The organism is Psychrobacter sp. 1U2, from assembly GCF_051847575.1.
The window spans coordinates 1-777 of the sequence record NZ_JBPYDC010000913.1; the positions used below are offsets into that span (position 1 = coordinate 1).

The window sequence follows — 777 nt, forward strand, 5'->3', positions numbered from 1 at the left end:
TCAGCGATATCAGTTTTTGAAGCAGTCAATGGATCAATATTGTCTTTTAGTGTGATCCAGCCCAGATCGTCCATCATTACCAAGGCACGGGCAAAGTTACTTGGATCATTCGGTGCAGAGACGCTCATGCCTTTGTAGACATCATCAAGAGTGCTTTTTTTGCCTGAATAGATACCGAGCGGCGCGGTTGGTACTTGGAAAACTTCGACCAAATCAAGGTTATTTTCTTTTTTGAAGGTATCAAGATAAGGCTTATGCTGGAAGATATTGATGTCCAAATCACCTTCAGCCAGTGCAAGGTTAGGGCGTACATAGTCAGTAAAAGGTACTAACTCAACTTCATAACCTTGCTCTTCTAGTGAGGCTTTAACTTGATTACGTACCATATCAGCAAAGTCGCCTTCGGTCGTACCGATGACAATTTTAGTGTGTTCAGGATCGATATCGCTAGCAGCAGTTTGAGCTGTTGAACCCTCAGTAACCGCTTCTTTATTTGCTTCTGGTGCAGATGAGTTATTACAACCGACCAACACTAGGCTTGATACACCAACAGCGGCAAATGCAGTCGCCAACTGACGGCTAATATCTGTTAATTTCATAATATTTCCTCAAATAAATAATAAAGTAACCATTAAAAAAGCAACATTATGGATAGTAATGCTGCCTCTACAAAAAATCGGATGACGGTCAAATTAAACCTAGTCGGCTACAATGTCAAGTATTCTACAAAGTGGTTTAGCGTTTATCCAAGCGAGTCGCCAGCCAATTACCAAAAGC

General features: G+C 41.3%; 1 protein-coding gene. It reads right to left on the reverse strand.

The window, feature by feature from the left end; translation table 11 throughout:
- Window positions 1–599, reverse strand: a 599-nt coding sequence (locus ACS8FD_RS19505; protein WP_439277081.1) for a MetQ/NlpA family ABC transporter substrate-binding protein, incomplete at its 3' end; no start/stop codon positions are given.
- Window positions 600–777 lie beyond the last annotated feature (178 nt).